At 70.2% G+C, this 26,831-nt stretch carries 24 protein-coding genes and 1 pseudogene; 2 read left to right on the forward strand and 23 right to left on the reverse strand.

What is annotated here, in order from left to right; translation table 11 throughout:
* Positions 1–80 precede the first annotated feature (80 nt).
* The 12 genes and pseudogenes from ACFYOV_RS21480 to ACFYOV_RS21535 all read right to left on the reverse strand — a co-directional run bounded on the left by ACFYOV_RS21480 (position 81) and on the right by ACFYOV_RS21535 (position 12,751).
* Positions 81–908, reverse strand: coding sequence for a shikimate dehydrogenase (locus ACFYOV_RS21480; protein WP_389089806.1), 828 nt, complete (start codon positions 906–908; stop codon positions 81–83).
* Positions 908–2,590, reverse strand: a complete 1,683-nt coding sequence (gene mltG / locus ACFYOV_RS21485; protein ID WP_389089807.1) for an endolytic transglycosylase MltG — start codon at positions 2,588–2,590, stop codon at positions 908–910. Before mltG ends, ACFYOV_RS21480 begins: the two co-directional genes overlap by 1 nt.
* 123 nt (positions 2,591–2,713) lie before the next feature.
* Positions 2,714–3,178: a Holliday junction resolvase RuvX gene (ruvX, locus tag ACFYOV_RS21490; RefSeq protein WP_389090017.1), complete on the reverse strand. Its 465-nt coding sequence runs from the start codon at positions 3,176–3,178 to the stop codon at positions 2,714–2,716.
* 2 nt (positions 3,179–3,180) lie between these two features.
* Positions 3,181–5,853 carry an alanine--tRNA ligase gene (gene alaS / locus ACFYOV_RS21495; protein WP_389089809.1) on the reverse strand — a complete coding sequence of 891 codons (2,673 nt, stop codon included), beginning with the start codon at positions 5,851–5,853 and terminating at the stop codon, positions 3,181–3,183.
* Positions 5,853–6,224 (reverse strand): hypothetical protein, encoded by a 372-nt coding sequence (locus ACFYOV_RS21500; protein ID WP_389089810.1) that lies wholly within the window; start codon positions 6,222–6,224, stop codon positions 5,853–5,855. Before ACFYOV_RS21500 ends, alaS begins: the two co-directional genes overlap by 1 nt.
* Before the next feature lie 7 nt (positions 6,225–6,231).
* Complete coding sequence (locus ACFYOV_RS21505; protein WP_389089811.1) at positions 6,232–6,696, reverse strand: DUF948 domain-containing protein; 465 nt, start codon at positions 6,694–6,696, stop codon at positions 6,232–6,234.
* A 210-nt stretch (positions 6,697–6,906) separates the two neighbouring features.
* Positions 6,907–7,320, reverse strand: a pseudogene (locus tag ACFYOV_RS21510) (transposase); the annotation flags it as partial.
* Positions 7,321–7,510: 190 nt separating this feature from the next.
* A complete protein-coding gene (gene rpsD / locus ACFYOV_RS21515) occupies positions 7,511–8,125 on the reverse strand; it encodes a 30S ribosomal protein S4 (RefSeq protein WP_389089813.1) in 615 nt (204 codons plus the stop codon).
* 307 nt (positions 8,126–8,432) lie between these two features.
* Positions 8,433–9,788: a replication-associated recombination protein A gene (locus ACFYOV_RS21520; RefSeq protein WP_389089814.1), complete on the reverse strand. Its 1,356-nt coding sequence runs from the start codon at positions 9,786–9,788 to the stop codon at positions 8,433–8,435.
* A 43-nt stretch (positions 9,789–9,831) separates the two neighbouring features.
* Positions 9,832–10,491, reverse strand: coding sequence for a vitamin K epoxide reductase family protein (locus tag ACFYOV_RS21525; protein ID WP_389089816.1), 660 nt, complete (start codon positions 10,489–10,491; stop codon positions 9,832–9,834).
* A 278-nt stretch (positions 10,492–10,769) separates the two neighbouring features.
* Positions 10,770–12,032, reverse strand: coding sequence for a histidine--tRNA ligase (hisS, locus tag ACFYOV_RS21530; RefSeq protein ID WP_389089817.1), 1,263 nt, complete (start codon positions 12,030–12,032; stop codon positions 10,770–10,772).
* An 11-nt stretch (positions 12,033–12,043) separates the two neighbouring features.
* A complete protein-coding gene (locus ACFYOV_RS21535) occupies positions 12,044–12,751 on the reverse strand; it encodes an MBL fold metallo-hydrolase (protein ID WP_389089819.1) in 708 nt (235 codons plus the stop codon).
* 189 nt (positions 12,752–12,940) lie between these two features.
* Between ACFYOV_RS21535 and ACFYOV_RS21540 the strand changes: the two genes are divergently transcribed.
* Together ACFYOV_RS21540 and ACFYOV_RS21545 are read left to right on the forward strand one after the other, a co-directional pair.
* Positions 12,941–13,762, forward strand: a complete 822-nt coding sequence (locus ACFYOV_RS21540) for a peptidylprolyl isomerase (RefSeq protein WP_389089820.1) — start codon at positions 12,941–12,943, stop codon at positions 13,760–13,762.
* Positions 13,763–13,897: 135 nt separating this feature from the next.
* Positions 13,898–15,127: a DUF349 domain-containing protein gene (locus ACFYOV_RS21545; protein ID WP_389089822.1), complete on the forward strand. Its 1,230-nt coding sequence runs from the start codon at positions 13,898–13,900 to the stop codon at positions 15,125–15,127.
* A gap of 241 nt (positions 15,128–15,368) precedes the next feature.
* Here ACFYOV_RS21545 and relA read toward each other — a convergent pair whose 3' ends face one another.
* From relA to pdxT, 11 genes are all read right to left on the reverse strand, one after another.
* Positions 15,369–17,897, reverse strand: coding sequence for a GTP pyrophosphokinase (gene relA / locus ACFYOV_RS21550; protein WP_389089824.1), 2,529 nt, complete (start codon positions 17,895–17,897; stop codon positions 15,369–15,371).
* A gap of 171 nt (positions 17,898–18,068) precedes the next feature.
* The gene (locus ACFYOV_RS21555; RefSeq protein ID WP_389089826.1) at positions 18,069–18,485 is read right to left on the reverse strand and encodes a hypothetical protein; all 417 of its coding nucleotides are present in this window, start codon (positions 18,483–18,485) and stop codon (positions 18,069–18,071) included.
* Positions 18,486–18,785: 300 nt separating this feature from the next.
* Positions 18,786–19,325: an adenine phosphoribosyltransferase gene (locus ACFYOV_RS21560; protein WP_389089827.1), complete on the reverse strand. Its 540-nt coding sequence runs from the start codon at positions 19,323–19,325 to the stop codon at positions 18,786–18,788.
* Positions 19,322–20,440 (reverse strand): protein translocase subunit SecF, encoded by a 1,119-nt coding sequence (gene secF / locus ACFYOV_RS21565; protein ID WP_389089829.1) that lies wholly within the window; start codon positions 20,438–20,440, stop codon positions 19,322–19,324. Before secF ends, ACFYOV_RS21560 begins: the two co-directional genes overlap by 4 nt.
* 2 nt (positions 20,441–20,442) lie before the next feature.
* Positions 20,443–22,221, reverse strand: coding sequence for a protein translocase subunit SecD (gene secD / locus ACFYOV_RS21570; protein WP_389089831.1), 1,779 nt, complete (start codon positions 22,219–22,221; stop codon positions 20,443–20,445).
* A 132-nt stretch (positions 22,222–22,353) separates the two neighbouring features.
* A complete protein-coding gene (yajC, locus tag ACFYOV_RS21575) occupies positions 22,354–22,848 on the reverse strand; it encodes a preprotein translocase subunit YajC (protein ID WP_389089832.1) in 495 nt (164 codons plus the stop codon).
* A 164-nt stretch (positions 22,849–23,012) separates the two neighbouring features.
* Complete coding sequence (gene ruvB / locus ACFYOV_RS21580; RefSeq protein WP_389089833.1) at positions 23,013–24,083, reverse strand: Holliday junction branch migration DNA helicase RuvB; 1,071 nt, start codon at positions 24,081–24,083, stop codon at positions 23,013–23,015.
* Between the two features lie 61 nt (positions 24,084–24,144).
* Entirely contained in the window at positions 24,145–24,750 is a 606-nt protein-coding gene (gene ruvA, locus ACFYOV_RS21585) for a Holliday junction branch migration protein RuvA (RefSeq protein ID WP_389089834.1), read from the reverse strand.
* Positions 24,747–25,295 carry a crossover junction endodeoxyribonuclease RuvC gene (ruvC, locus tag ACFYOV_RS21590; protein WP_389089836.1) on the reverse strand — a complete coding sequence of 183 codons (549 nt, stop codon included), beginning with the start codon at positions 25,293–25,295 and terminating at the stop codon, positions 24,747–24,749. Before ruvC ends, ruvA begins: the two co-directional genes overlap by 4 nt.
* 126 nt (positions 25,296–25,421) lie before the next feature.
* Positions 25,422–26,174, reverse strand: coding sequence for a YebC/PmpR family DNA-binding transcriptional regulator (locus tag ACFYOV_RS21595; protein WP_389089837.1), 753 nt, complete (start codon positions 26,172–26,174; stop codon positions 25,422–25,424).
* 48 nt (positions 26,175–26,222) lie between these two features.
* Positions 26,223–26,828, reverse strand: coding sequence for a pyridoxal 5'-phosphate synthase glutaminase subunit PdxT (gene pdxT / locus ACFYOV_RS21600; protein ID WP_389089839.1), 606 nt, complete (start codon positions 26,826–26,828; stop codon positions 26,223–26,225).
* Between the last annotated feature and the right edge of the window lie 3 nt (positions 26,829–26,831).

Consider the following 26,831-nt stretch of genomic DNA (forward strand, 5'->3'; position numbering starts at 1 on the left):
CGCCCTCCTCCGCCGTGCCGCCGCATGCACGGACCCCGCTCACGGTGGTGACCAGGCGCCGTGCCGCCTCCCCGCGTGCCCTAGCGGGCCGCGAGAGCCCGCTCCCCCGCGTTCCGCATGGCCTCCAGCGGTGCCGGGGACCGCCCCGTCATCTGCTCCACCTGGAGCACCGCCTGGTGCACCAGCAGGTCGAGCCCGCCCACCACGGCACCTCCGTACGCCGACCAGCGGGCCGCGAGGACGGTCGGCCAGGGGTCGTACAGCACGTCGAAGAGGGCGGCCGGGCGTTCCGGCACCGCCCGGGCGAGGGGGTCGGTGACGCCGACCGGGGTGGTGGTCACGACCAGCGGCGCGTGCAGCGCCCGCTCCGCGTCGTCCCAGTCGGAGATGCGCACGGCGACGTCCAGCCGCTCGGCCCACTCACGCATCTCGGCGGCACGGGCCTCGCTGCGGACGTAGACGGCGACCTCGCCCGAGCAGATGCGGGACAGCGCGGCCAGCGCGGAGGAGGCCGTGGCTCCGGCGCCCAGGATCGCGGCGTGCTCGACCTTGTCGATGCCGTGCTCGCGCAGGGCGGCGACCATGCCGGGGATGTCGGTGTTGTCACCGGTGCGGCGGCCGTCCTGGGTGCACACGACGGTGTTGACCGCGTCGACCGAGGCGGCGGTGTCGCTGATGGCGTCCAGCAGCGGGATGACGGCCCGCTTCAGCGGCATGGTCAGCGACAGCCCCGCCCACTCGGGCCCGAGCGTCTCGAAGAACCCCGGCAGCGCGTTCTCGTCCACCTCGAAACGGTCGTACGTCCAGCCCTCCAGCCCCAGCTCCGCGTAGGCGGCGCGGTGCAGCACCGGGGAGAGGGAGTGGGCGATGGGGGAGCCGAGAACGGCGGCGCGGCGCGGTGCGGCCATCAGTTGTCCCTGGAGGCGTTGAACTGGTCGACCAGTTTCTGGTGCTCTGCGTTCGTCTTGGTGAACTTGCTGGTCTTCCCGTCGAGCGAGATGAAGTAGTACCAGCCGCCGTTCGTCGGGTCGAGCGCGCCCCTGATCGCTTCCTCACCGGGGTTGCTGATCGGCCCGGGCGGCAGACCCCTGTAGTAATACGTGTTGTACGGGTTGTCGTAGTTCCGGAGCTCGCTGAGACTCAGGTCGATCTTGCTCTGGTTCTTGACGTAGTTGTAGGTGGAGTCGAACTCCAGCATGCCGTTGGTCTCGGTGTTCCCGGGCTTGAGGCGGTTGTAGACGACCTCGGCCATCTTGCGGAAGTCGTCGTGGCTGGTGCCCTCGGCCTGGACCAGGCTCGCCACGGTGACCAACTGCCACGGGTTCTCGAGGCCGAGGCTCTCCGCCTTCTTCTCGACGCCGAGCTTCTCGTAGGTCTCGGTGGCCCGCGCGACCATGCGCTTGAGGACGTCCTCGGGTTTCTGGCCCTTGGACACGCCGTAACTGGACGGGAAGAGGAAGCCCTCCAGCGGGTCCTTCACGTTCTTGTGGTTCTTCGCCCAGTCCGGCAGACCGAGTTTCTCCCAGTCCTCCTTGGCGACCTTCGCCGTCGTGCCGTCGTCGACCTCGAGGCGTTTGTCGATCAGCTCGTAGATCTGGGCGTTCCGCTTGCCCTCGGCGATGATCAGGTTGTCGCGGCTCTTCGGGCTGAGCATCAGCTCCACCGCGCTGTCCGCCGACATCTCCTTCTCCAGCGTGTACACGCCGTCCTGGATGGACTTGCCCTGCGGATTGCTCGCCTGCGCCGCCACGAAGGCGTCGACGCTCTTCACGACACCGGCGTCCTTGAGCACCTGCCCGATCTTGTAGCCGAGCGCGCCCTTGGGGATCTCGACGGTCACCTGCTCACCGTTGCCGTCCCCCGCGAAGTCGGGGGCGCTGCCGAAACGATCCTGGTAGAACTGGTAGCCGAAGTAGGACACACCGGCGAGGCCACCGCCGAAGACCAGCACCACGACCAGGCAGGCGCATCCGCTGCGCCGTTTCCGGTCCTTGCCGCCGCGGCCCCTGCGCTCGCCGCGTCCCCGGCGGTCGCCCGGCTCGTCGTCGTGGTCGTCATCGTCGTCGCCGCCCGCGAAGAAGGCGTGTTCGCCCTCGTCGGGGCCCGGGTCCCAGTCGGTCCGCGGTTCCGGCTCGGCGCGTCGGCGGCCGGGGGGCTCGGGCGGCGGGTAGGCCTCGGGGGTGCCGTAGTAGTCGCCCTGGTCCCCGCCGTACGTCCCGCCCGGCTGCCCGTAGGGGTCCGCCGGGTCGGCCGGATACGGCTGCTGAGGCTGATTGCCGGTGTGCCAGCCGCCGGTGTCGTACTGCTGGTGCTGCTGACCTTGCTGGTGCTGCTGCGGGGCGTACCGCTGGTCGTACTGCGGGTACTGCTGCCGACCGTATCCGTCCTGCTGAGCGGTGCCCCAGTCGCCGTGGTGCGGCTCCTGCGGGTGCTGTGGATAGTGCTGCGCCTGGCCGTCGTAGGGAGACTGCTGACCCGGGTGGGGCTGCTGACCCTGCTGGGCCTGCTGTCCTCCCCATCCGCCGTCCCCGTACAACGGGTCGTCCGGATGCCACGGTTCGGAGCCTTGGCCCCGGCCATACTCAGTCATCGATCCCCTAGAGCCGCGAGGCGGCGGTCGCGCGGCACCTGAACCCCGGCTTCCGTCCCGCCTCTCTGTGTGCGGCGGCTGTTCGAACACCGCCGCATCGCGCGGAACGTTACCGTATCGCGATCAGATGACCACTTCGACGCCCTCGCCGGGTGGTTTACCTGACACCCGTTCGGATTCGAGCGCCTGCTGGAGGATGACCACGGCCGCCGCCTGGTCGATGACGGAACGTCCCTTCTTCGATCTCACGCCGGAAGCGCGCAGTCCCTGGGACGCCGTCACCGTCGTCATGCGTTCGTCGACGAGTCTCACCGGAATCGGCGCGATCATGCGTGCGAGTTCCTGGGCGAAGCCGCGGACCTTGACGGCGGCGGGCCCCTCGCCCCCCTTGAGGGAGCGAGGGAGGCCGACGACGACCTCGATGGGTTCGTACTCCTCGGCCAGCTGCGCGAGCCGGCGGTGCGCCGCGGGGATGTCCCGCCCCGGGACCGTCTCCACCGGGGTGGCGAGGATCCCGTCGGGGTCGCAGGAGGCGACCCCGATCCGGGCGTCCCCGACGTCGATCGCGAGGCGGCGTCCTCGGCGCATCGTCACTTGGCCGTGTCCGCCACGAGCCGCTCGACGGCGTCGACGGCCTCACCGACGGCCGCAGGGTTCTGGCCTCCGCCCTGGGCGACGTCCGGCTTGCCGCCACCGCCGCCGCCAAGGGTCTTCGCGGCGGTGCGGACCAGGTCACCGGCCTTGAGACCGCGCTCGCGGGCGGCCTCGTTGGTGGCGATGACCGTCAGCGGCTTGCCGTTGTTCACCGTGAACAGGGCGACGACGACGGCCCGGCCGCCCTGGATGCGGCCGCGCACGTCGAGGACCAGCTTGCGCAGGTCGTCGGCGGTGGTGCCGTCCGGGACCTGGCCGGTCACCACGGCGACGCCACGCACGTCCTTGGCGGACTCGGCGAGACCGGCGGCGGCCTGGAGCACCTTCTCCGCGCGGAACTTCTCGATCTCCTTCTCGGCGTCCTTCAGCTTGCCGAGCATGGCGGAGACCTTTTCCGGCAGTTCCTCCGGGCGGCCCTTGAGCAGTTCGGTGAGCTGGTTGACGACCGTGTGCTCACGGGCGAGGAAGGTGTAGGCGTCCACGCCGACCAGGGCCTCGATACGGCGCACGCCCGAGCCGATCGACGACTCGCCGAGCAGCTTCACCAGGCCCAGCTGGGCGGTGTTGTGCACGTGCGTACCGCCGCACAGCTCCTTGGAGAAGTCGCCGATGGTGACCACGCGGACGCGCTCGCCGTACTTCTCCCCGAACTCGGCGATGGCGCCCTGCTTCCTGGCCTCGTCGATACCCATGACGTCGGCGCGCACGTCGAGGTCGCGGGCGAGTACCTCGTTGATCTTCTGCTCGACGTCGGTCATGACCGTCTGCGGGACGGCGGACGGTGAGCCGAAGTCGAAGCGGAAGCGACCGGGCTGGTTCTCCGACCCGGCCTGGGCGGCCGTCGGGCCGAGGGCGTCGCGCAGGGCCTGGTGGGTGAGGTGGGTGGCCGAGTGGGCGCGGGCGACGGCGGTACGGCGGCGGGCGTCGATCGAGGCGTGGGCCTTGGCGCCGACGGTGACCTCGCCGACCTGGACGACGCCCTTGTGGACGTACACGCCCGGCACCGGCTTCTGGCAGTCGCGCACCTCGATGACGGCACCGGTGTCCACCTTGATCCGGCCGGTGTCACCGATCTGGCCGCCGCCCTCGGCGTAGAACGGGGTGCGGTCGAGGACGACCTCGACCTCGTCGCCCTCGGTGGCGGCGGGCGAGGACACACCGTCGACGAGGATGCCGACGACGGTGGACTCACCCTCGGTGTCGGTGTAGCCGATGAACTCCGTCTCACCGGCACTGTCGGCGATCTCCCGGTAGGCACCCATGTCGGCGTGCCCGGTCTTCTTGGCCTGGGCGTCGGCCTTGGCGCGCTCGCGCTGCTCCTTCATCAGGCGCCGGAAGCCGTCCTCGTCCACGGACAGCCCCTGCTCGGCGGCCATCTCCAGGGTGAGGTCGATCGGGAAGCCCCAGGTGTCGTGGAGCAGGAAGGCCTTGTCGCCGGGCAGGACCGTGCCGCCGTCGGCCTTGGTCTCGGAGACGGCGCTGTCGAGGATGTTGGTGCCGGCCTTGAGCGTCTTGAGGAAGGCGTTCTCCTCGGCGAGGGCCACCTTCTCGATGCGCTCGCGGTCGGTGACGAGCTCCGGGTACTGCCGGCCCATCATGCCGATCACGGTGTCGACGAGGTCCTTGACGACGGGCCCGGTGGCGCCCAGCAGGCGCATGTTCCGGATGGCACGGCGCATGATGCGGCGCAGCACGTAGCCGCGGCCCTCGTTGCCCGGCGTGACGCCGTCACCGATGAGCATGGTGGCGGTGCGCATGTGGTCGGTGACCACCCGCAGGGAGACGTCCGACTCGTGGGCGTCGCCGTAGCGGACGCCGGTCAGCTCGGTGGCCTTGTCGATGACGGCCATGGAGGTGTCGATCTCGTACATGTTCTGCACGCCCTGAAGAATCATGGCGAGCCGCTCGAGACCGAGGCCGGTGTCGATGTTCTTGCTCGGAAGGTCCCCGAGGATCTCGAAGTTGTCCTTGCCGGTGCCCTCGCCCCGCTCGTACTGCATGAAGACGAGGTTCCAGATCTCCACGTACCGCTCGTCGTTGACGGCGGGGCCGCCCTCGACGCCGAACTCGGGGCCGCGGTCGTAGTTGATCTCGGAACAGGGGCCACAGGGGCCGGGGACGCCCATGGACCAGAAGTTGTCCTTCATGCCCAGGCGCTGGATGCGCTCCTTGGGCACGCCGACGACCTCGTGCCAGATCTGCTCGGCCTCGTCGTCGTCCTGGTAGACGGTGATCCAGAGCTTCTCCGGCTCCAAACCGTAACCGCCCTTGTCCTGGGGGCTGGTGAGCAGCTCCCAGGCGAGCTTGATGGCGCCTTCCTTGAAGTAGTCGCCGAAGGAGAAGTTGCCGCACATCTGGAAGAACGTGCCGTGGCGGGTGGTCTTGCCGACCTCTTCGATGTCCGGCGTGCGCACGCACTTCTGCACGCTGGTGGCGCGGGCGAAGGGGGGCTTGACCTCACCCAGGAAGTAGGGCTTGAAGGGCACCATGCCGGCCGGGACGAGCAGCAGAGTCGGGTCGTCCGCGATGAGCGACGCCGAAGGGACGACGGTGTGCCCGCGCTCCTCGAAGAAGCTCAGCCAGCGGCGGCGGATCTCGGCCGACTCCATCAGTGGTCCTCATTCCGGTTGTACGGGTACGTCTTGTACGTCGACTCGCGGGCCGGGCCCTCGACGTACTCGGTGTCGTTGCGGTTCTCGATGACGGCGTAGTGCCGGGGCGGCGGGAGTTCGCGGTCGACAGCGGCGTTCAGGCCCAGCGCGTCGCCCAGTTCGGCCTCCCGCTGGGCCATGTTGTCGCGGACCTCGAGCGCGAAGTCCACCGCGCGGTCCCGGAGCCGGCCGCCGGCCTCGAGGGCCTTGTTCGCCGCGGTGACGGCGAGGTTCTCGGGCGTCAGCTGCTTCAGCTTGCGGTTGACCTTGGTGGTGGCCCACACGCCGGCGGCAACGCCGGTGGTGAACCAGAAGGTTCGGCGGAACATCGCTGGGTCAGTCCCTCTTTCCCCGGGCGCTTCCCCAGGTGCGCTTCTCCCGCCGCGCGCCCGGGACGGTGCGGCCCACGATCACGGTACGCCTCGACGCCTCGGCCGGCGCCCCCTCCTTGCGGCCGCCGATGGCCCGGCGCACGCCGTAGCCGAAGGCGGCGACCTTGACCAGGGGGCCGCCGAAGGTGGAGGCGACGGTGGTCGAGAGCGCGGAGGCGTTGGAGGTGACCTCCTGGACGTCGGACGCGATCGCGTCGACCCGGTCGATCTGGGTCTGCGCGGACCGCACCGCCGCGGAGGCGTCGGCCAGCAGCGGGACGGCCTGCTCGGTCACGTCCGCCACGAGCTTGGTGGTCGCCCTGAGCGTCTGGGCCAGCCTCGCGAGAGCGACCGCGAGGAAGGAGACCAGGATCGCCCAGAAGACGGCCACCAGGATTCCGGCCACCTCGCCACCGGACACTGTGTGCACCCGCTCCCTGAAACCGTGCCTGAACATCGAGAAAAGTCGTGCCACCGAGCCTATCGCGCCGGGGATGGGGCTCCGTACCGGATTACCGCCCGCCGCCGGTGGAGTCGCGCAAGCGACTGCACGGAGTGCATAGGCGCCAGTACTCCGCGTGCGCCGCGGTCCAGTAGCACCCCGCGCGCCGGTGATCCCGTACGGATCGGATGAGGCTGCTTACGCCGAGAGGGTCTCGGCGCGTTCGACGAGGTGGCCGCGTTCGAAGCGGGCCCCGGCACCGACCAGAGCGACGAGGTGAGGTGCGTTCACAGCCCGCCGGCGGGCCTGCTCCCTGTTCTCAGTGTTCTCAGTGTTGTAGATGTCCTGGATGGCGCGCTTGGCCGCGGGCTGGGCCGACTTCGGCAGGGAATCGAGAACAATCGCGGGTTCTGTGAACCCAGCATCTTTGTTCGCGGGTGTCGGGGAACACCTCGGCCAGGGCCTTCCAGAATCCGAGAGCGCCGTCCCCGACGGCCGGCACCGGGGCGCGCATGCCCCGGCGGGCACAGTCGCGTAGCAGGCCCGCCCTCGCCGCCGTCGACTCACGATTCCGTCGGCCAGCGCGACCAGCTCCTCGGTGCCATCCGCCCGCGGTGTGTGCGGCGCGGCGGGGGGCTCGCGGGAGGAGGCCGTCCGCCGGGCGCTGCGGCACCCCGGCACCGCGCCGGCGTCCCGGCCCCTGCCGCCTGCGCCGGTCGCCCCCCGGACGCACGAACCCGCCGCCTCGCCCACCCGGAAGGGCGGGGAGACGGCGGGCTGAGAAACCGCGTGCCTGCTGGGGTCAGCGGGCGTAGTACTCGACGACGAGCTGCTCGTCGCAGATCACCGGGATCTCCTTGCGGTTCGGCTCGCGGTCCAGGCGGAACGCCAGGGCCCTGAGGTTCACCTGGAGGTAGCGCGGGGTCTCACCGTCGGGGGCGAAGCCACCCTCACGAGCGATCGTGAAGAGGGTCTTCTCCTTGCTGCGGTCGCGGACCTGCACGACGTCGTCCGGGCGGACACGGAAGGAGGGCTTGTCGACCTTCTTGCCGTTGACCTGGATGTGGCCGTGCGTGACCATCTGGCGGGCCTGGTAGATCGTGCGGGCGATGCCCGAACGCAGAACCAGCGCGTCGAGGCGCCGCTCCAGCTCGACGATCAGGGCCTCACCGGTCTTGCCCTGCACCTTGGAGGCACGCTCGTAGGCGCGGACCAGCTGGCGCTCGGAGATGTCGTACTGCGCGCGAAGACGCTGCTTCTCCAGCAGACGGACCTTGTAGTCCGAGTTCTGCTTGCGGCCACGGCCGTGCTCGCCGGGCGGGTACGGGCGGGCCTCGAAGTACTTGACGGCCTTCGGGGTCAGCGCGATGCCGAGGGCACGCGACTTCTTGACCTTGGGGCGGGACTGGTTCGCCACTTCTTTTCCTTTTCCTCTTCGGCTGCCTCAGGGTTACGGGAGGTCGCATCCGCAGCCGGGGAATCCCGACGGTCCACGAGGGACGTGTCGGCAGCCGCTCCCCTGGTCTGGGCACATACGTGCAGCACACGAACGGCCCACCGACCGGTCCCGGAGCTCCGGGTGCTCCGGGTGGTGGTGGGCTGCCCGCGACACCTACGACGGTGCGCGACGCTCCTGGATCACAAGATCCGGCTGGATGTCCCGCCTGAGGCGCCGACCGGAGCCGGACACGGGACGCAGCACTTCGGAACAGTCTACAGCGTGGTCAGGACCGCTTCCGACCGAGGTGCTTCCTGGTCCACTCCACCGCGTCCGCGTAGCGGGCCTCGGCGCCGTGCCGGGTGGGTTCGTAGTACTGGCGGTCCTTGAGGGCGTCCGGCGCGTACTGCTGCTCGGCGATGCCCTCGGGCAGGTCGTGCGGGTACACGTACCCCTGCGCGTGCCCCAGTTTCGCCGCGCCCTTGTAGTGGCCGTCGCGCAGGTGCGGCGGGACGGGCCCGGCCAGCCCCTTGCGCACGTCCTCAAGGGCCGCGCCGATCGCGGTGGTGGCCGCGTTGGACTTGGGGGCCAGGGCGAGGGCGATGGTGGCGTGGCTGAGGGTGAGGGCGGCCTCGGGGAAGCCGATCATGGCGACGGCCTGGGCGGCGGCGACGGCCGTGGGCAGGGCGTTCGGATCCGCGAGGCCGATGTCCTCGCTGGCGGAGATCATGAGACGACGGGCGATGAAGCGCGGGTCCTCGCCGGCCTCGATCATGCGGGCCAGGTAGTGCAGCGCGGCGTCGACGTCGGAACCGCGGATGGACTTGATCAGGGCGCTGGCGACGTCGTAGTGCTGGTCGCCGTCGCGGTCGTACGTCACCGCCGCCCGGTCGACCGTCTCCTCCAGCGTGGTGAGGGCGATCTCCGTCTCGCCCTTGTCGAGGGCGGCTCCGGCGGCGGCCTCCAGGGCGGTCAGCGCGCGGCGGGCGTCACCACCGGCGATGCGCAGGAGATGGTTCTCGGTGTCCTCGGGGAGGCTGACGGTGCCCTTGAGGCCGCGCTCGTCGGTGAGGGCCCGCCCGAGCAGGTCCCGGATGTCGTCGTCGGTCAGCGGCTCGAGGGTGAGCAGCAGGGAGCGGGACAGCAGCGGGGAGATGACCGAGAAGTAGGGGTTCTCGGTGGTCGCGGCGATCAGGGTGACCCAGCGGTTCTCGACGGCCGGGAGCAGGGAGTCCTGCTGAGCCTTGCTGAAGCGGTGGATCTCGTCGAGGAAGAGCACGGTCTCCTTGCCGTACCCGCCGACGGCCCGGCGGGCGCCGTCGATGACCGCGCGGACCTCCTTGACTCCGGCGGTGATCGCCGACAGTTCGACGAAGCGCTTGTTGGTGGCCTTGGAGACCACGTACGCCAGGGTGGTCTTGCCGGTGCCGGGCGGCCCCCACAGGATCACCGAGGACGGTCCCGCGGGGCCCGAGGCACCCTCCCCGACCAGCCTGCGCAGGGGCGAGCCCGGCTTGAGCAGGTGCTGCTGGCCCACCACCTCGTCGAGGGTGCGCGGGCGCATGCGGACCGCCAGGGGGCTGCCGGTCGGGTCCTTCTCCTGGCGTTCTTCGGCGGCGGCGGTGAAAAGGTCGGGCTCCACGCTCAAAACCCTAAATCACCGCACTGACAGCGCGGCGGGGCTGTCAGCCGGTCCAGAAGTCCCACCAGCGGGTCAGGATCAGCATCCCGATGATGCCGATGTGCAGCACGGGCAGCACCCAGGTGAACTCGCCGAAGAATCCCCTGAGCCAGCCGGGGGCGGGCAGGAAGCCCTTGCGGACGTTGAACGAGGTCACGTACCAGAACATGACGATCGTGGCGACCCAGGCCAGGCTGCACCACAGGCACAGGGCGTTGATCCGGTACAGGGACTGGAACATCAGCCAGGCGCAGAAGACGACGCCGAAGAGGGTGCCGGCGTTGAACGTCAGCCAGTACCAGCGCGGGAAGCGGGCCCCGGCGAGCAGGCTCATGCCGACGCAGATCACGATGCCGTAGGTGACCAGACCGAGCATCGGGTTGGGGAAGCCGAAGACGGACGCCTGGTCGGACTCCATCACGCTGCCGCAGGAGACCACGGGGTTGAGGCTGCACCCGGGCGTGAACGTCTCGCCCTTGACCCTGGCCTCGAGCAGCTTGAACTTGTCGAGCGTGATGATCCACGCGGCGAGCACACCGGCCGCCCCGGTGATCACCAGGAGCAGGGCGAAGGCCCGGCTGCCGCCTTCGGTGCGCGACGCGGTGGGGCGCTCCGGTGCGTGGTCGGGCTCCATGGAGACGTCCTTGACTGTCGTCTTGCTCATCACGCCGATTCCGTCACTAGAGAGTGTGGACCTGCTTCGGGCAGGGGTCATTGTGCCGCACGGACCTGTGCGACCGGCGGTCACCGGTCATATGGGAGAACCGGCGATCACCCGTGGGGGTTCGCTTCCGGCCGACGTGCGTGGCAGGACCGCACAGGTAATCCATCAGGGTCCGGGAACGGGTGAAGCGTCGTCCACCGCGTTGACGACGAAGGCGTCGGACGCGCTGTGCGCAGCGCGTCCGACGCCTTCGGGTGATGCGTCAGCCGGGTGATGCGTCAGCCGAGCCGTGACTCCAGCTCGGCCACGATCTCGTTCACGCCGACCGCGACCTGCTCGCCGGACTCCATGTCCTTGAGCTGGACGACGCCCTCGGCGAGGTCCCGCTCCCCGAGCACCAGGGCGTACCGGGCGCCCGAGCGGTTGGCGGCCTTCATCGCGGCCTTCAGGCCCTTGCCGCCGTAGGCGAAGTCGGCGGCGACGCCGTTCTTGCGCAGCTCGGTGACCTTCGCGAACAGCACCCGGCGGGCCTCCTCGCCCAGCGGTACGGCGAACACGCTGGTGGTGGCGGGGAGTTGGAGTGCGACGCCCTCGGCCTCCAGCGCCAGGACCGTGCGGTCGACGCCGAGCGCCCAGCCGACGGACGGCAGCGCGGGGCCGCCGATCATCTCCGACAGGCCGTCGTAGCGACCGCCGCCGCCCACCGCGGACTGCGAGCCGAGGCCGTCGTGGACGAACTCGAAGGTGGTGCGCGTGTAGTAGTCGAGGCCGCGCACCAGCTTGGGGTCGTCCTCGAAGGCCACACCAGCGGCCGTGATCAGCTCGCGGACCTCCTCGTGGTACGCCTTGCAGGCGTCGCAGAGGTAGTCGCGCAGCAGGGGGGCGCCGGTCAGCTGCTTCTGCACCGACTCCCGCTTGTCGTCCAACACGCGCAGCGGGTTGATCTCCGCTCGGCGCAGGGTGTCCTCGTCGAGGTCGAGGCCGCGCAGGAAGTCCTGGAGCGCGGCCCGGTACACCGGGCGGCACTCCTTGTCGCCCAGGGAGTTGAGCAGGATGCGGAAGGCGCGCAGGCCCAGCGAGCGGTAGGCCTGGTCGGCCAGGATGATCAGCTCGGCGTCCAGGGCCGGATCCTCCGCGCCGATCGCCTCGGCGCCCACCTGCGAGAAGTGCCGGTAACGGCCCTTCTGCGGGCGCTCGTAGCGGTAGTACGAGCCGGAGTACCAGAGCTTGACCGGGAGGTTGCCCGCCTTGTGCAGGTTGGCCTCCAGGGCGGCGCGCAGCACGGAGGCCGTGCCCTCGGGACGCAGCGCGAGCCGGTCGCCGCCCTTGGTCTCGAAGGCGTACATCTCCTTGGTGACGATGTCGGTGGACTCACCGACACCGCGCGCGAACAGCTCGACGTTCTCGAAGCCGGGCGTCTCGATGTAGCCGTAGCCGGAGCCGCGCAGCGGGGCTGCGATCGCCTCCCGCACGGCGAGGTACTTGGCGCTGTCCGGCGGGATCAGGTCGTACGTGCCCTTGGGGGCCTTGAAGGTGCTCACGGAAGGTCTCGTCACATTCCTCGTCGGGGAGCCGGTGATGCTCCCTGGCCGGCGGCCACCTGCCGCAGATACGGGTTGGTGGCGCGCTCCTGGCCGATGGTGGTCTGGGGGCCGTGGCCGGACAGCACCACGGTCGAGTCGTCGAGCGGCAGGCACACCCGGGCCAGCGAGTCGAGCATCTCGGCCATGTCACCGCCGGGCAGGTCGGTGCGTCCGATGGAGCCGGCGAACAGCAGGTCGCCCGAGAAGAAAACCGGCGGGATGTCCGCGGCCTCGGGCATCCGGAAGGTCACCGACCCCTTGGTATGGCCCGGCGCGTGCGCGACGGAGAACTCCAGACCGGCCAGCTCCAGCTTCACCCCGTCGGCCAGTTCCTTGACGTCGTCGGGCTCCCCCACGGTCAGCTCGCCCATCAGCGGCATCCCGATGGAGCGGCCCAGCGCCTTCTCGGGGTCGCTCATCATGTAGCGGTCCTCGGGGTGGATCCACGCGGGCACGTCGTGCGCTCCGCACACCGGGACGACCGAGGCGACGTGGTCGATGTGGCCGTGGGTGAGGACGACGGCGACGGGCTTGAGCCGATGTTTGCGGACCGCCTCCTCCACTCCGGGAGCGGCCTGGTGGCCGGGGTCGATGATCACGCACTCCTCACCGGCGGCGGGGGCGACGAGATAACAGTTCGTCCCCCAGGCCCCGGCGGGGAACCCGGCAATGAGCACGATCGTCCTTCGTTGTGTCGGTACGGGAGGATTGCGGGAGGACACAGAGGGGCTGCGCCCGTGGTCAGAGCCTACCGGCGCTGCCGATTCCTCAGCGAACCCATATACGGTACGGGGCACACGCAGGCGGTCGGCTCACCGCACGCACGCGTACCGGTCGACACACGAGACGCATGAGGAGAGAACCCGGTGGTCAGCCAGGAGCAGCGGCGGCGTCAGCTCGCCCGGGAGAAGTTCTTGCGGCAGCAGCAGCGGCGCACCGAGGCACGGCGCAAGTCGCGCGTCCGCAATTCGGTGATCGCGTCCGTGCTCGGTGTGGTCCTCGTGGGCAGTCTCGCGCTGTACACGACCGGCACGCTCAAGCAGGACGACGACAGCAACAACGCGGGCGCGGAGGTCACGCCGAGCGCGTCGCCGTCCAGCAAGGCGCCGGACCCCTGCGAGAAGCCCGCGCCGGGCAAGGTCGAGTCGCAGACGTGGAAGAAGGAGCCGGCGCTGTCCATCGACAAGTCGGCGAAGTACACGCTCGAGCTCGACACGACCTGCGGGGCCATCGACGTGGACCTGAAGGCGTCGGCGGCCCCGCACACCGTCAACTCCTTCGACTTCCTCGCGAACAAGGGCTACTTCGACCACAGCAAGTGTCACCGGCTCACCACCAACGGCATCTACGTGCTCCAGTGCGGTGACCCGACGGGCACCGGCACCGGCGGCCCCGGCTACACGATCCCGGACGAGAACCTGAAGGACGAAAGCCTGAAGGACAACATCTACCCGGCGGGCACGGTCGCGATGGCGAACACCGGGCAGAAGAACAGTGGTGGCAGCCAGTTCTTCCTGGTCTACCAGGACAGCCAGCTTCCGCCCAGCTACACACCGTTCGGCACCGTCTCGGAGGCGGGCATGAAGGTGCTGAAGAAGATCGCCGAGGCCGGGGAGAGCACCGGAGCGGGCGACGGGGCGCCCAACGCGACGGTCGTGATCGACAAGGCGACGGTCACGAAATCCTGACCCCCAACTGCGAAATTTCGGTCGCGCGGGATGCGGACAGGCGTCCCGTCGGTCGCCTATGTTGGCCGTGACGAAACTGTGGACGATGCCCGGGGGAGCACAAGCCCCTCGCAGGCATCATGTGGAGGAGGCGCTGTGAGCAGCGACCCGTGGGGCCGCGTCGACGAGACGGGGACCGTGTACGTGCGTACGGCCGACGGCGAGCAGGTCGTCGGTTCCTGGCAGGCCGGCTCCCCCGAGGAGGCGCTGGCCTACTTCGAGCGCAAGTACGAGGGCCTGGTTGTCGAGATCGGCCTCCTCGAGAAGCGGGTGAAGACCACCGACCTGTCGTCCAAGGACGCCATGGCCGCGATCGACCACCTGCGCGAGCAGGTCGACGCGCATCACGCGGTGGGTGATCTGGACGCGCTCAGGACGCGGCTGGACAAGCTCGTGGAACTGGTGGACAAGCGCCGCGACGAGCGCAGGGCACAGCGGGCCAGGCAGTCCGACGAGGCGCGTCACGCGAAGGAGGCGCTGGTCGCCGAGGCGGAGCAGCTGGCGCAGTCCGACCAGTGGCGGGCGGCCGGTGAGCGGCTGCGGGCCCTGGTGGACACCTGGAAGGGCCTGCCCCGGCTGGACCGCAAGTCCGACGACGAACTGTGGCACCGGTTCTCGCACGCCCGCTCGGCGTTCTCCAAGCGGCGCAAGCAGCACTTCGCGCAGCTGGACGCCCAGCGCGAGGAGGCCCGCCGCATCAAGGAGCGGCTGGTCGCGGAGGCCGAGTCGCTGTCGAACTCGACGGACTGGGGTCCGACGGCCGCCCGCTACCGCGAGCTGATGTCGGAGTGGAAGGCCGCCGGCCGCGCCCAGCGCGAGCACGAGGAGGACCTGTGGAACCGTTTCCGCGGTGCCCAGGACGTCTTCTTCGCCGCCCGCAGTTCGGTGTTCGCCGAGCGTGACGCCGAGCAGGCCGAGAACCTCAAGCTCAAGGAGGAGCTGGCCGAGGAGGCCGAGAAGCTCCTCCCGATCACGGACCTGAAGGCCGCGCGGGCCGCGTTCCGGACGATCAACGAGCGCTGGGAGGCCATCGGCCACGTGCCGCGGGACGCCCGCCCGAGGGTCGAGGGCCGGATGCACGCCGTGGAGCGGGCCCTGCAGGAGGCCGAGGAGGCCGAGTGGCGCCGGACCAACCCGGAGGCACGCGCACGTGCCGAGGGGCTGACCGGCCAGCTCCAGGCGGCGGTGGACAAGCTCAAGGGCCAGATCGAGCAGGCGCGGGCGCAGGGCAACACCGCCAAGGCGGAGAAGCTCGAGCGCGAGCTGGAGGGCCGCCAGGCCCTGCTGGACCAGGCGCTGAAGGGCCTGCAGGAGTTCGGCGGCTGACACACGACGGCGAAGGGGCTCCCGTACGCGCGTACGGGAGCCCCTTCGCCGTGTGCGGGAGCAGTCTGCGGCCGTGTACGGCCCTGCGGCCGCGCCTGCACCGGCCGCGTGCCACGGCCGGTCGCGGGCTCGTCGACCGGACCGTGTTCTACGTCCGGTCGCGGCTCCAGGACCGGGCCGGGTTCTACGACCGGTCGCGGGTTTCCACGACCGGCTGTGGGCTCACGACCGGCTGCGGGTTCTACGACCGGCTGCGGGCCGAGGTCACACGGTAGACGTCGTAGACGCCCTCCACGCCCCGTACGGCCTTCAGGACGTGCCCGAGGTGCTTCGGGTCGCCCATCTCGAAGGTGAAGCGGGAGGTGGCGACCCGGTCGCGCGAGGTCTGCACGGCCGCGGACAGGATGTTCACGTGCTGGTCCGACAGGACACGCGTGACGTCCGACAGCAGCCGGGAGCGGTCCAGGGCCTCGACCTGGATGGCGACGAGGAACACCGACGACTGGGTGGGCGCCCACTCCACCTCGAGGATGCGTTCGGGCTCGCGGGACAGCGAGTCGACGTTCACGCAGTCGCTGCGGTGAACCGATACGCCGCTGCCACGGGTCACGAAACCGATGATCGGGTCGCCGGGGACCGGCGTGCAGCAGCGGGCCAGTTTCACCCAGACGTCCTCGACGCCCTTGACCACGACGCCGGGGTCCGAGCTGGAGCGGCGCTTGCGGCTGCGGCCGCGGGACGGCGGAACCGCCTCGTCGATCTCCTCGGTGGCCGCCTCCTCGCCGCCGAGCGCCTGCACCAGCTTCTGCACGATGTTCTGCGCCGAGACATGGCCCTCGCCGATCGCCGCGTAGAGGGCGGAGATGTCCGAGTAGCGCATCTCGTGCGCCAGCGTGACGAGCGAGTCGCCGGTGAGGATGCGCTGGATCGGCAGGTTCTGCTTGCGCATGGCGCGGACGATGGCGTCCTTGCCCTGCTCGATGGCCTCGTCGCGGCGCTCCTTGGAGAACCAGGCGCGGATCTTGTTGCGGGCGCGCGGCGACTTGACGAAGCCGAGCCAGTCGCGGGACGGGCCGGCGCCGGCAGCCTTGGAGGTGAAGACCTCCACGAGGTCGCCGTTGTCCAGGGTCGACTCGAGCGGTACGAGGCGGCCGTTGACCCGTGCTCCTATCGTGCGGTGGCCGACCTCGGTGTGGACGGCGTAGGCGAAGTCGACCGGGGTGGCCCCGGCCGGGAGCGCTATCACGTCGCCCTTGGGGGTGAAGACGAAGACCTCGTTGCGGGACAGGTCGAAGCGCAGGGACTCCAGGAACTCGCCGGGGTCCTCGGTCTCCTTCTGCCAGTCCAGGAGCTGCCGCAGCCACGCCATGTCGTTGATGGCGTCCTTGTCCTTGCCCGAGGACCTGGGCGCGTCCGTGCGCACCTTGGAGGCGCCGGCGACCGCCTCCTGCTTGTACTTCCAGTGCGCGGCGATGCCGTACTCCGCGCGGCGGTGCATGTCGAACGTGCGGATCTGGAGTTCGACGGGCTTGCCGCCGGGGCCGATGACCGTCGTGTGGAGCGACTGGTACATGTTGAACTTGGGCATCGCGATGTAGTCCTTGAACCGGCCGGGGACCGGGTTCCACCGCGCGTGCACCGTGCCGAGGGCCGCGTAGCAGTCGCGGACGGTGTCCACCAGGACGCGGATGCCCACCAGGTCGTAGATCTCCGCGAAGTCACGGCCGCGGACGATCATCTTCTGGTAGACGCTGTAGTAGTGCTTCGGGCGGCCGGTGACGGTCGCCTTGATGCGGGCGGCCCTGAGGTCCTGCTGCACCTCGTCGGTGACGATCGCCAGGTACTCGTCGCGCTTGGGGGCGCGCTCGGCGACCAGGCGGACGATCTCGTCGTACATCTTGGGGTAGAGGATCGCGAAGGCGAGGTCCTCCAGCTCCCACTTGATGGTGTTCATGCCCAGGCGGTGGGCGAGCGGCGCGTAGATCTCCAGGGTCTCGCGCGCCTTCTTCTCCTGCTTCTCGCGCTTGAGGTAGCGCATGGTGCGCATGTTGTGCAGGCGATCGGCGAGCTTGATGACCAGGACGCGCGGGTCCTTGGCCATCGCGACGACCATCTTGCGCACGGTCTCGGCCTGCGCGGCCTCACCGAACTTCACCTTGTCCAGCTTGGTGACGCCGTCGACGAGCAGCGCGACGGTGTCGCCGAAGTCGCGGCGCAACTGCTCCAGGCCGTACTCGGTGTCCTCGACGGTGTCGTGCAGCAGACCCGCCATCAGGGTGGCCGGGTCCATGCCGAGCTCGGCGAGGATGGTGGTGACGGCGAGCGGGTGGGTGATGTACGGGTCGCCGCTCTTGCGCTTCTGGCCGCGGTGCCAGCGCTCGGCGACCTGGTAGGCGCGCTCGATCTGGCGCAGCGTGGAGTTCTCGATCTTGGGGTCGTTGCTGCGCACTATCCGCAGCAGCGGCTCCAGCACCGGGTTGTACGGGTTCGCCCGCTGCACGCCGAGCCGGGCCAGGCGGGCGCGGACGCGGTTGGAGGAGCCGGAGCGCGCGGGCTGTCCGGTGTTCGGGCGGACCACGGGGGCCGAGCGCTCGGGAGGGGCCGGCTTGGGGCGCGGCTGCTCGGGCTTGTCGACGGGGGCGGACTGGGCGTGCTCGACCGGCCCGCCGGCGTCGTTCTTCGCGTGGGGCGCGCTCGGCGCGGGCTTCGCCGCGGCCGCCGAGGCGGACTCGGGCTTGGCGGCGGTCAGGTGCTGGGCCTCGTCTGGCAAGAGGACTCCTCGTGCGCGATCCGGGTCCCCCGGTCAGGCTCCGGAGACCCCATGGTATCGATCCTGGACCCCGGGATCCCCTTCGGACCGTTGTGAGGACCGTCTACCCGCAAACACGCGAGGCGGGCACCGGATTCCTCCGGGCCCGCCTCACGCGTCTCACCCCGTGGATCAGGCGATGGTGTCGGCCGTGTCACAGTTGCGCGGCGCGTAGCCCCTCTTGGTGTTGCACGCCTTGATGGTCACCTTGGTGCGCTCGGCCAGGTTGCCGGTCTCCCAGACGCTGCAGTCCCCCGAGGGGGAGCCGCTGGTGGTCGCCTTGCGGTCCCAGGTGCCGTTGCGGCCGACGTCCAGCCAGGTCGTGACGGCCCAGCCGTCGGCGGTGAAGTCGCAGGCCCGAATGGCGTCGCCGGGCACGTCCTGGCTGCTGCCGGGGTGGTCCACCGGGTCCTGGTTGAAGTTCCCCCAGTCATTGAAGTTGTTGATGTGCACGGCGATCAGGTGCCCGTCACCGGCGTAGGACGGGCCGGCGCCCATGCCCAGGAAGGTGGCGGCAGCGATCGCCGTCACCACCGGAATGGCTCGCATGCGCAATGGAGTTCCCCTTGAATCACGGCCACGGGCATCATCAGGACAGCCCGAAGCAGGGGCTCGCAGAGCCCTCGGTGATCCGGTTGGTTCCCCCGCGCCCGATGCCCGTGGTCAGTCGGTCGAATAGGCGCTCGATGATCCAACCCCGACTGACCCAAGCATGTCAATCACTTTGATGAACCGGCGGCGTGCGCTCTGTGAGCGGGACGTCCACCGGCACGGCGGAAAGCGGCGGGGCTTGCGTCCCGCCCCCCGCAGCGGGGGCGGGACGCAAGCCCCGTGGTGCGCATGCGCGGGTCAGAGCAGCAGGAGGGCCTCCAGCGGCGCGCCCGAGAGCGCCGGTTCCAGCCGGGCCCGGCCGCCGAGGAAGCCGAGTTCCATCAGCACGGCGAGGCCCGCGACCTCGGCGCCCGCCCTGCGCACGAGGCGGATCGACGCCTCGGCGGTGCCGCCGGTGGCGAGTACGTCGTCGATCACCAGGACGCGGTCGTCCGCGGAGAGGTCCTCCGCATGCACCTCGATCTCGGCACTGCCGTACTCCAGGTCGTACGCCTGGCTGAGGGTGGCTCCGGGGAGCTTGCCCGCCTTGCGCACCGGGATGAACCCGAGGCCGGCCTGGACGGCGACCGGGGCGCCGAGGATGAAGCCGCGGGCCTCCAGGCCGATGACCTTGGTGGCTCCGGTCCGGCCGGCGATCTCGGCCAGCGCGTCGGTGAGCGCCGCGAACGCGGGCGGGTCCGCCAGGAGCGGGGTGATGTCCTTGAACATCACCCCCGGCTGCGGGTAGTCCGCCACGTCACGGATGCGGCTGAGCAGCAGGTCCTTGATGTCGGTCATCGGCGCTTCCCGGAGGGTCGGCCCCGGCCGCGGCCCCGGGAGGCGGGCTGGCTGCGGGGACCGACGACCGCGGGGGCGGCGTCGTCGGCGTCCCCTTCGTACGCCCCCTCGGCGGGAGCGGCGTCCGCCGGCTCGTCCGCGATCGCGCCCTGGGCCCGCCTCGCCAGCACCCGCTTCTTCAGCGCCTTCATGGCCGGCTCGCGCTCCTTGAGGTCGGCGACGAGCGGGGTGGCGATGAAGATCGAGGAGTACGCACCGGCGGCGAGGCCGACGAACAGCGACAGCGAGATGTCGTTCAGCATGCCGGCGCCGAGGACACCGCCACCGATGAACAGCAGGCCCGCCACCGGCAGCAGCGCGACCACGGTGGTGTTGACCGAGCGGACCAGGGTGCTGTTGATCGACCGGTTGGCGACCTCGCTGTAGGTCCAGCGGGTCTGCTTGGTGATGTCCTTCGTCTGTTCCTTGAGGCTGTCGAAGACGACCACCGTGTCGTAGAGCGAATAGCCGAGGATGGTCAGCAGACCGATCACCGTGCCCGGTGTGACCTCGAAGCCGACGAGAGCGTAGATGCCGACGGTGATGGTGATGTCGTGGATCAGCGCGACGAACGCGGCGAGGGCCATGCGCCACTCGAAGGCGATCGCAAGGTAGATCACCACCAGGACGAGGAAGATGCCGAGACCCTGCCAGGCCTTGTTGGCGATCTGCTCACCCCAGCTGGGGCCGACCAGTTCGCCGGCGACGTCCGTCTCGTCGACGCCCAGGTCCTCGGCCAGCTGCGCCGAGACCTTGTCGGCCTGGGCGGTGTCGATGCCGGAGACCTGGATGCGCAGGCTGCCGTTGCCGAGCTTCTGGACGATGGCGTCGTGACCCGACGCCTTCTCCGCGTACTCCTCGGCCTGGGCGACCGAGACGCTCATGTTCTTCGGCGTGTTGAAGACCGCTCCGCCCTGGAACTCGATGCCCATGTGCAGGCCGCGCACCGCCAGGCCGACGATGGCCGTGATGGTGATCAGGATGGAGATGCCGTACCAGATCTTGCGGTTCTTGACGAAGTCGTAGCCGATCTCGCCATGGTGCAGTCGGGCGCCGAGGGTGCCGAGCTTCGACATCTCTACGCCTCCTTCGTCTCGACGGGGGCGTGGGGGCGGCGGGTGCGGCGCAGCGGCGGCTTGGCACCCAGGGCCTTCGGATCCAGGCCGGACCACTTGTGGCCGCTCGCGAAGAACCTGCGGCGGGCCATCAGTGTCAGCAGCGGCTTGGTGAAGAGGAAGACCACCACGACGTCGAGCACGGTGGTCAGGCCGAGCGTGAACGCGAAGCCCTGGACCTTGCCGACGGTGACGACGAACAGCACGGCGGCGGCCAGGAACGACACGAAGTCGGAGACCAGGATGGTGCGCCGGGCGCGCGGCCAGGCCCGCTCGACGGCGGGGCGCAGGGTGCGGCCCTCGCGGATCTCGTCCCGGACCCGTTCGAAGTACACGATGAACGAGTCCGCCGTGATGCCGATCGCGACGATGGCGCCGCAGACGGCCGGCAGGTTCAGCGCGAAGCCGATGGTCGGGCCGAGCAGCGACATGATCACGTAGGTGAGGGCTGCGGAGACGGCCAGCGAGGCGACGGCGATGAAGGACAGGCCGCGGTAGTAGACCAGCAGGTAGAGGACGACGAGGGCGAGGCCGATCGCGCCGGCGATCAGGCCGGCCTGGAGCTGCTCACCACCGAGGGCGGCCGTGACGGTGGTGACGCTCGCCACCTTGAAGGTCAGCGGCAGGGCGCCGTAGGACAGCATGTTGGCGAGTTCCTCGGCCGACTGCTGGTTGAAGGAGCCGGAGATCTCCGCGTTGCCGCCGGTCAGGGCTTGGCGGACGTAGGGGTCGGAGACGACCTCGCCGTCCAGGACGATGGCGAACTGGTTCTGCGGGCTCTGCTTCTGGGCCAGCTCGCCGGTGATGTCGGCGAACTTCTTGGTGCCCTTGTTCGTGAACTCCATCGTGACGGTCCAGCCCGCGCCGGAGGTGGTGTTCAGGACGGCCTTCGCCTTGTCGACGTCGGTGCCGTCGACGGCGGCGGGGCCGAGGATGTACTTCTGCCACTGACCTTGGGCGTTCTTGCCGCAGGCCACGGTGGACTCGGTGGGCTTGGCACCGTCGCCGGCCGTGGCACGGACCGATTCCTTGGTGCAGTCGAGCGCGGCGTACTGGGCCTGGAGCTTGCCGTCGGCGTCGCCGGCCGTGCCGTCGGACGCGGACGGGGAGGGGCTGGCCCCGGCTTCGGCGGAGCCGCTCGCGGACGCGGACGGGGTGGCGTCGGCCTTCAGGCCCTCGGTGACCGCGCGGCCCTGAGTCGTGGGGCTCGCCGACGGGCTCGCGGTGGCGGAGGGTGACGAGGAACCGGTGGCCTTGTCGGTCGCCTTGTCGGTCGCCTCGTCCTTGCCCGAGGAGCCCCCGGTGGCGCTCGGCGTCGGGGCTGCGCCGCCCCCGGCGATCTCGGTGGCGACGACCGGGCGGAAGTAGAGCTTGGCGGTGGTGCCGACCTGTTCCCGGGCCTGCTTGGAGTTGGTGCCCTTGGGGATGTTGACGATGATGTTGCGGTCACCCTGCGTCTGGACCTCGGCCTCGGAGACGCCCAGACCGTTGACCCGTCGCTCCATGATGGAGACGGCGGTGTTCATGTTGGTCGGGTTGATCGCGTTGGCCTGGCCCGGCTCGTTCTTCGCCTCCAGGGTGATGCTCGTACCGCCGGCCAGGTCGATGCCGAGACGCGGCGTCGTGTGACCGGACGCGAACATGCCACCGGTGAGCGCCACGATGGCGATCAGGATCAGGGCCAGCGAGCGCCACGGACTGCTCTGGGCGCTCGGGTTCCGGCCCTTTTTGGGTGCTGCCACCTTCTCGTACTCCCTCTCGGGCCGCCTCGCGCCGGGTCTGCGGGCGGGCGGCCATGACATGGTGTCGGGATTCCGTGCGAGCTGGGCATGTCCCGGGGCGCGCGGGACCGGCCCGCGCGCCCCGGGACACGACTACTTCGCCTCGGAGTCGCCCTCGGACTTCTTCGGCTGCTCGTCCGGCTTCGCCTCGGCGGTGGCGTCGGCCGGCTCGTCGGCCGCGTCCTTCTTGCCGAGGTCGACGGGCGTGTCGTCGGAGGCGGCGGCAGCGTCGGCGGAGTCGTCGGTCTCGGTGAGGGAGGAGGCGTCGTCGGGAACGACGTCGGCGTCGGACTTCAGGTCGTGCTCGATGCCGTGGACGATGCGGTTGTACTCGTCGTCGCTCAGGACTGCGCCGATCGAGTTCTTGGCGAACAGCAGCTCCACGCCCGGCCCGGCGTCGAGGAGGACCGTGTCCTCGTTGACCTCCTTGACCGTGGCATACATGCCCCCGATGGTGCGGACGCCGGAACCGGGCTGCATCTGGTTCCGCATCTCGATGGCCTCTTGCTGCTTCTTCTTGGCCGACCGGGTCATCAGGAACATGGCCCCGATGAGCACAATGAACGGGAGGAGGGTCAGGAGACTCACGGGTCGGAACTTCCTTCACACGACCGCGATGGTGAACGGCCTGATGGTTGGGGGTATGTGATGCCGTCGACAAGGGCGGCATCGGCGGAGTCTAAGCGAGTCCGCGCGCAGGGAACAACGCTCAGCATGGCACCGGGGTTCCTGCCGGGCCACCACGCGCGCCGTCACGCCCCGAACAGGTCCCCTTGTCCGTTTCCCGCGCCGTGCGGGCGGGGCGGCGTGAGGCCGAGATGCGCCCATGCCGCCGGAGTCGCGACGCGGCCGCGCGGGGTGCGGGCGAGCAGGCCCTCCCTCACGAGGAACGGTTCGGCGACCTCTTCCACGGTCTCACGTTCCTCCCCCACCGCGACGGCCAGCGTGGACAGGCCGACCGGTCCACCGCCGAACAGCTTGAGCAGGGCTTGGAGCACCGCCCGGTCGAGCCGGTCCAGGCCGCGCGCGTCGACCTCGTACACCGCGAGGGCCGCGGCGGCGATCTCCCGGGTGATGAGGCCGTCGGCCTTGACCTGGGCGTAGTCACGGACGCGGCGCAGCAGCCGGTTGGCGATGCGGGGCGTGCCGCGCGAACGGCCGGCGATCTCCGCGGCGCCGGCCGGGTCGATCTCCACGTCGAGGAGCCGCGCCGAGCGGTGGACGACCCGCTCCAGCTCGGCGGGCTCGTAGAACTCCATGTGGGCGGTGAAGCCGAAGCGGTCGCGCAGCGGTGGCGGCAGCAGTCCCGCGCGGGTGGTGGCACCGACCAGGGTGAACGGGGGCAGCTCCAGCGGGATGGCGGTGGCGCCGGGGCCCTTGCCGACGACGACGTCGACACGGAAGTCCTCCATCGCCATGTAGAGCATCTCCTCGGCGGGCCGGGACATGCGGTGGATCTCGTCGAGGAAGAGGACCTCGCCCTCCTGGAGGGAGGACAGGATCGCCGCGAGATCGCCGGCGTGCTGGATGGCGGGGCCGGAGGTGATGCGGATGGGGGCGCCCATCTCGGCCGCGATGATCATCGACAGGGTGGTCTTGCCGAGGCCGGGGGCGCCGGAGAGCAGGACGTGGTCGGCCGTGGCGCCACGCGCGCGTGCGGCGCGCAGGACGAGGTCGAGCTGTTCGCGGACCTTCTCCTGGCCGATGAACTCGCCCAGGTCCTTGGGGCGCAGGGCGGCCTCGACGGCCTGGTCCTCACGGTCGGCGACAGGGCCCACCAGCCGCTCCTCGGCGGGGGTGTCGGTCGTGTCGTCCCAGTTCATTGCTCGTGCCTCGCGGGTCGCGGTCGGATGGGTGGTACGGGGCCGCCGTGGGCCGGCTCGTTCAGCGGGCCCTGTTGAGCGTCTGGAGGGCCGCCCTCAGCAGCGCTCCCACCTGCGGGCTGCCGTCGGCGGCCTCGGCCTGCGGGGCCACGGCGGCCACCGCCTCGTCGGCCTCACGGGTCGCGTACCCGAGGCCGATGAGGGCGGCGTGCAACTGGTCGCGCCAGCCACTGCCGGTGGGGGCGCCTACGGCGGGCGCGCCGACGGGTTCGCCGAGGCGGTCCTTCAGTTCGAGGAGCAGCTTTTGGGCGCCCTTCTTCCCGATGCCGGGGACGGCGATGAGCGCCTTCTCGTCCCCGGTCGCGACCGCTCGGCGCAGGGCGTCCGGTGGGTGCACGGCGAGCATGGCCTGGGCGAGTCTCGGTCCGACGCCGCTCGCGGTCTGGAGCAGCTCGAAGACCTGACGCTCGTCGTCGTCCGCGAAGCCGTACAACGTCAGGGAGTCCTCGCGGACGACGAGGGACGTGTGCAGCTTGGCGGCCTGCCCCGTCCGGAGCGTGGACAGCGTGTTCGGCGTGCACTGCACGGCCATGCCCACACCGCCGACCTCGACGACCGCGGCGTCGGGGGCGAGTGCGGCGACGGTGCCGCTGACGAAGGCGATCATGCCGTACGGCCTTTCGTTGCGATCGTTTTCCCGCCCGCGTGCCGGGCGACGGCCTGCTGGAGCCGGTTCTGCGCGGGGGCGCGCCAGACGTGGCAGATGGCCAGGGCGAGGGCGTCCGCCGCGTCGGCCGGCCGGGGCGGCGCGGCGAGCCGCAGCACGCGCGTCACCATCGCGCCCACCTGCGCCTTGTCGGCCCGGCCGCTGCCGGTGACCGCGGCCTTGACCTCGCTCGGGGTGTGCAGGGCGACGGGGATGCCGCGGCGGGCCGCACAGAGCATGGCGACGGCGCTGGCCTGGGCGGTGCCCATCACCGTGCGTACATTGTGCTGGCTGAACACGCGCTCCACGGCGACGTACTCGGGGCGGTGCTCGTCGAGCCACTGCTCGATGCCCCGCTCGACGGCGACCAGGCGGTCCCCGAGTTCGGCGTCCACGGGGGTGCGGACGACGCCGACGCCGAGCATGGTGAGCGGCCGACCCGGTACCCCCTCGACGACACCGACTCCGCACCGGGTCAGCCCCGGGTCCACCCCCAGTACGCGCACGCCGGCCCCTCCCATTCGGTCACCTGTTTGTGCAGGCTATCGGGTGCCACCGACAACGCCCGGCAAGGCGACGGGCCGACGGGTGTGTCCCGTCGGCCCGTTGAGCCGGAATACGCTCGCGGCGGGTTACGCGTCGACCTTCTCCATGATTTCGTCGCTGACGTCGAAGTTGGCGAAGACGTTCTGCACGTCGTCGCTGTCCTCGAGCGCGTCGATCAGCTTGAAGATCTTCTTGGCGCCCTCCTCGTCCAGTTCCACCTGCATGGTGGGGACGAAGTTGGCGTCGGCGGACTCGTAGTCGATCCCGGCGTCCTGGAGGGCGGTACGGACCGCGACCAGGTCGGTCGGCTCGCTGATGACCTCGAACGTCTCGCCGAGGTCGTTGACCTCCTCGGCGCCCGCGTCCAGGACGGCCGCGAGGACGTCGTCCTCCGTCAGCTCACCCTTGGGGACGATCACCACGCCCTTGCGGTTGAACAGGTAGGACACCGAGCCCGGGTCGGCCATGGAGCCGCCGTTGCGGGTCATGGCCACGCGGACCTCGGAGGCGGCGCGGTTGCGGTTGTCGGTGAGGCACTCGATGAGCACCGCGACACCGTTCGGACCGTAGCCCTCGTACATGATCGTCTCGTAGTCGGCGCCGCCGGCCTCGAGGCCCGCACCGCGCTTGACCGCGGAGTCGATGTTCTTGTTCGGAACCGACGACTTCTTGGCCTTCTGGATGGCGTCGTACAGCGTCGGGTTGCCCTCGGGGTCCGCGCCGCCCATCCGGGCCGCGACCTCGATGTTCTTGATCAGCTTCGCGAAGAGCTTGCCGCGCTTGGCATCGATCACGGCCTTCTTGTGCTTCGTCGTGGCCCATTTAGAGTGGCCGGACATCTGCCTGTCTCCTTCGCGTAACCCATCTCTGCAACGAACGCAGGAATCCTACAAGGACTCGGCTCTCCGGTCCGCCCGCACCATGTCCACGAACAGGCCGTGCACGCGGTGGTCGCCGGTCAGTTCGGGGTGGAACGACGTGGCCAGGGCGTTGCCCTGGCGCACCGCGACGATGTGACCGTCGTGCTCGGCGAGAACCTCGGCCCCGGCGCCGACGGACTCGACCCAGGGAGCGCGGATGAAGACGCCCTCCACCGGCTCGCCCGCGATGCCCTTGACGTCGAGCGCGGCCTCGAAGGATTCGTTCTGCCGTCCGAAGGCGTTGCGGCGCACGATCATGTCGATGCCACCGACGGTCTCCTGCCCGGAGCGCGGGTCGAGGATCTTGTCGGCGAGCATGATCATGCCGGCGCAGGTGCCGTAGACCGGCATGCCCGCTCGGACACGGGCACGCAGGGGGGCCATCAGGCCGAAGAGGACGGCCAGCTTGGAGATCGTGGTGGACTCGCCGCCGGGGATGACGAGGCCGTCGACCTCGGCGAGTTCGTCGGGGCGCCGCACCGGCCTGGCCACGGCGTCGGCCGCGGCCAGGGCGATGAGGTGCTCCCGTACGTCGCCCTGGAGCGCCAGGACGCCTATGACGGGGGTGTTCATGTG

This window comes from Streptomyces sp. NPDC005931, assembly GCF_042871235.1.
Lineage (GTDB): Bacteria > Actinomycetota > Actinomycetes > Streptomycetales > Streptomycetaceae > Streptomyces.